This is a genomic window from Terrisporobacter muris (assembly GCF_024621905.1).
Classification (GTDB): Bacteria; Bacillota; Clostridia; order Peptostreptococcales; family Peptostreptococcaceae; genus Terrisporobacter; species Terrisporobacter muris.
In genome coordinates this window covers 1-4,676 of the sequence record NZ_JANKBY010000297.1, presented here as the reverse complement: position 1 = coordinate 4,676, position 4,676 = coordinate 1, and the positions used below count along the sequence as shown (strand labels likewise).

At 28.7% G+C, this 4,676-nt stretch carries 2 protein-coding genes; both read left to right on the top strand.

Annotation, left to right across the window (positions count from 1 at the left end; all coding sequences use genetic code 11):
* Nucleotides 1-1,631: sensor histidine kinase (locus tag NSA58_RS16455; RefSeq protein WP_257560703.1), on the top strand; the 1,631-nt coding region annotated here is incomplete at its 5' end.
* 304 nt (nt 1,632-1,935) lie between these two features.
* Nucleotides 1,936-4,572: a cation-translocating P-type ATPase gene (locus NSA58_RS16450; protein ID WP_039679596.1), complete on the top strand. Its 2,637-nt coding sequence runs from the start codon at nt 1,936-1,938 to the stop codon at nt 4,570-4,572.
* Nucleotides 4,573-4,676: the final 104 nt, after the last annotated feature.

Sequence of the window (4,676 nt, the reverse complement as noted above, 5' to 3'; positions counted from 1 at the left end):
ATAATATAAGTGAGAGTATATTGAATTATTTTGAGTGTGATTCAACAGCTATATTATTAGTGAATAAGGAAAAATCAGGGTTTGACTATATTGTAGAATGTGGACTATCGGAAGAGTATAAATTACATGATGAATTGATGAAAATGAGTTTATACAATATAGATAATTTGATTGAAAAAAAATATTTAAATACTATTAATAATATTAAGGATATAGAAAATGAAATACTAAGAAATTATATGTATAAAAACAATATCCAAAATATTGGAATATATAATATAGAATTTAATGGTGAAACCTTTGGATATTTACTAATAAAATCCTTAGAAAATAATACATTAAAATTTAATAAATATGATTACTTAAAAACAATTTCAGAAAACACAGCAATCATAATAAAGAGTTATATATTATCTGAAGAATTACAAGAAGAGTTTGATAAACGTAAGGAAATAGAAAGTGAACTAAAACTTTTTTTAGATATTTCAGTAGACTTAATAGCAAGATGTGACTCAAATGGAAAATTTGAGTATGTCAATAAAAACTGGATTAAGACATTAGGTTGGAATGAAAATGAGTTATTAGACATGAATATATTAGATTTAATTCATGAGGATTTTAAAGAAAAGTATTTAGAAATAATTAATAGTAATAAAAATGATATGGGAAGTATAAAGATTAAATTAAGATGTGCAAATAACATTTATAAATGGGTAGAATTAAATTATAAGCTTGTTAAATTAGAAGATAAAATTATAATTACAGTAAAAGATATAAGTGATCAAAGAAAGCAAGAGAAAGAAAGAAAATTGCTTGAAGAAGCAGTTCATATAGAAAGTCTAAAAAATGAATTCTTTGCAAATATATCTCATGAATTTAGAACTCCACTTAATATAATTTTAGGTACAATGCAACTTATGAAGCGTAATATAGATAATAATAAAATAACTTGGGATAGTAGTTTAAAATTAGAAACTCATATAGATTACATAAAACAAAATTCATATAGATTATTAAGACTAGTAAATAATCTCATTGATATTACTTCCCTAGATTCTGGTTACTATAAGTTACAATTAGGAAATTATAATATAGTTGATGTAGTAGAAAATATAACTTTATCTGTAGCTCAGTATATTAAAGATAAAGGCTTAAACTTAATATTTGATACAAACTGCGAGGAAAAAATAATATCTTGTGATCCAGATAAAATTGAAAGAATTATGCTAAATTTATTATCTAACGCTATAAAATATAGCAAAGAAAATGGGGACATATATGTAGAATTATCTGTTGATGACGAAAAAATTAAAGTACTTGTTAAAGATAATGGATTAGGAATATCACAAGATAAAGTGGATGTAATTTTTGATAGATTTAAGAGAATTGATACTAAATTAAACAGAAAATGTGAAGGAAGTGGTATTGGTTTATCTTTAGTAAAATCTCTTGTAGAATTGCACCATGGCAATATATACGTAAAAAGTGAATTGGGAGTAGGTTCGGAGTTTATGTTTGAATTGCCAGTTAATATTATAGGAGAAGAACCCAGTATTATCTTAGAAAGAGAAATCTCGAAAAGTTGCCAAATAGAGAAGTGCAATATAGAGTTTTCGGATATATACTCATAATAATTTAACTAAACTTTAACAAATAAAAACTTGCATAAAATTTAATTTATGTTTATAATGTTTACAAATAAGAAAATTCCCGTGAAGGGGAGTAGCTTTCACATTATTGTGATAATCAGTCGTCAGAACGGAGTAAAATCCCGGTTGATTAGCGAGTTTAAACTTGTTAGCAAGACCTTCAGAGTAGTTTTATCTACTTTGTTGGTCTTTTTTTATTACAAATTATCACTTTTATTTAATAAAATCTAGAAATTGCTAGATATATTACGAAAAGTTAGTTTTATAATAATTGGGAGGAAATTATATGTTTTACAAGGAAACAAGTGAAAAAGCTATAAGACATTTTGATTCTAGCTTAGAGGGATTATCTCAAATGGAGGTTATGAAAAGGTTAAAGAAAAATGGATTAAATGAACTTAGAGAAAAAGAAAAGACACCAACTTGGAAGTTATTTTTAGAAAGTTTTAAAGATCCATTAGTAATAATACTTTTAGTTGCAGCTTTAGTACAAATATTTTTAGGAGAAGTGGTAGAATCAGTAATTATATTTGCCGTACTTATATTAAATTCTATTCTAGGTGTAGTTCAAACTAAAAAAGCAGAAGGGTCTTTAGATAGTTTAAAGCAATTATCAGTACCAAATGCAAAAGTAATTAGAGATGGACTTAAAATCACAGTTCCATCAAAAGATTTAGTAGAGGGAGACATTGTTGTTTTAGAAGCTGGAGATTATGTGCCAGCAGACGGAAGAATAATTGAAGCTCAAACTTTTAAAGTAGTAGAAGGTATGTTAACTGGAGAAAGTGAGCCAGTGTTAAAACATGAAGATAAAATAGATGAAGAGTGTGCTTTAGGGGATCAAAAGAACATGGTATTTAGTGGTTCTATGGTTGTTTATGGTAGAGCAACTTATGTAGTTACTGCATGTGGTATGAAAACTGAAATAGGAAAAATAGCAGATTTATTAGATAATGCAGAAAACAAAGAAACACCACTTCAGAAGAAGCTTGATGATTTTGGAAAAAAACTTGGTGTTGGTATAGTTATATTAGCAAGTTTAATTTTCTTAATTCAAGTTATTAGAGGGGCAAATGTGGCTGATTCATTTATGTTTGCTATTGCAATAGCAGTCGCAGCAATACCAGAAGCTTTATCTTCAATAGTAACTATTGTCTTGGCTAAAGGTACAAATACAATGGCTAAAAAACAAGCAGTTATAAGAAAATTACCAGCAGTCGAAACTTTAGGTTCAACAAGTGTAATATGTACTGATAAAACTGGAACACTTACACAAAACAAAATGACTGTTGTTGACTTTTATATGTATGGCGATGAAGAAAAAGTATTAGCAACTGATATAGGTGAAGAAATAGCTTTATCTAGTAACGATGATATAGCATCAACACGTGACCAAAATGAAAGTGAAATAGCTTTAACTTTAGCATCAACTTTATGTAACGATTCAGATATAACAGATGAGGGTGTGGAAATAGGAGATCCAACAGAGGTTGCTCTTATAAATCATGCAGATAGAAATAATATAAACTATAAAGTATTAAGAGAAAGATGCAATAGATTAAATGAGCTACCTTTTGACAGTGATAGAAAATTAATGTCTACAATAAATCAGGTAGAAGATAAAGTATACATGTTCACGAAGGGTGCTCCAGATGTGATTTTTAATAGATGTAAATATGTATTAGATGATGGGGATGTAGTAGCAATTAATGATGAAATTATAAATCAATTTAAAAAGGCAAATGAAGATTTCTCAAATAAAGCACTAAGGGTTTTAGCATTTGCTACAAAGGAAATTGAAGATAAAAACTTTGTTCCTACATTGGAAGATGAAGATGAGCTTATTTTAATAGGACTAATGGCAATGATTGATCCACCTAGAGAAGAGGTTTACGAAGCAGTAAAAGAAGCAAAAGAATCTGGAATAAAAACAGTAATGATAACTGGGGATCATAAAACTACTGCAGCAGCCATAGGTAGAGATATAGGAATAATGGAAGAAAATGATTTAGCTCTTACAGGTAAGGAGCTAGATGATTTAACTGATGAAGAGCTTGATGAAAAACTAGAACATATTTCAGTTTATGCCAGGGTTTCTCCTGAAAACAAGATAAGAATAGTAAAAGCTTGGCAGAAGAAAAATAAAATAACTGCCATGACAGGAGATGGTGTCAACGATGCCCCAGCACTTAAGCAAGCAGACATAGGTATAGGAATGGGAAGTGGAACAGAAGTTGCGAAAGATGCTTCTGCCATGGTACTTTTAGATGACAATTTTGCTACCATAGTAAATGCCATCGAAGTGGGTAGAACAGTTTACAATAATATTAAAAAATCAATCACCTATTTATTTTCTGGAAATTTAGGTGGAATAATTGCCATATTATTTGCAGTTATTGCAGACTGGTCAAATCCATTTACTACATTACAATTATTATTTATTAACTTGGTAACAGATTCTCTACCAGCTATAGCTTTAGGTTTTGAACCACCAGAAAAAGGAATTATGAAAAATCCTCCAAGACATCCTGATGAAAGTATTTTAGCTGGAGGAACTTTAAAGACTGTATTATTTAGAGGTAGTGTAATAGGTATTGTTACAATATTTGCTCAATATATAGGACTTCTTGAATCGCCTGAAATGGGAACAGCGATGGCTTTTGCAACACTTACACTATCTAGAATAGTTCAGACATTTGCATCAAGATCAAATACTGAAACAATATTTAGCTTAGGTATTAGCAGTAATAAATATGCATTAGGTGCAGTTTGTATTTGTTTAGTAATGTTTTCTTTAACATTATTACCTTTTATGAGAGGGATTTTTGCTATGCCAATGTCATTTGATATAATAAGTTTAGGTATTTCCTTTGGTCTTGCTATAGTTGCAAGTTTAGTTATGGAAGTTAGTAAAAAATTATAAACATATAATTAAAAAACTGGTGACTTTTTAGTCATCAGTTTTTTTATCAATTAAGTTACTTATTTTTTATTTAATTAATCAATAGATAAGGGGTCATTTCAAAC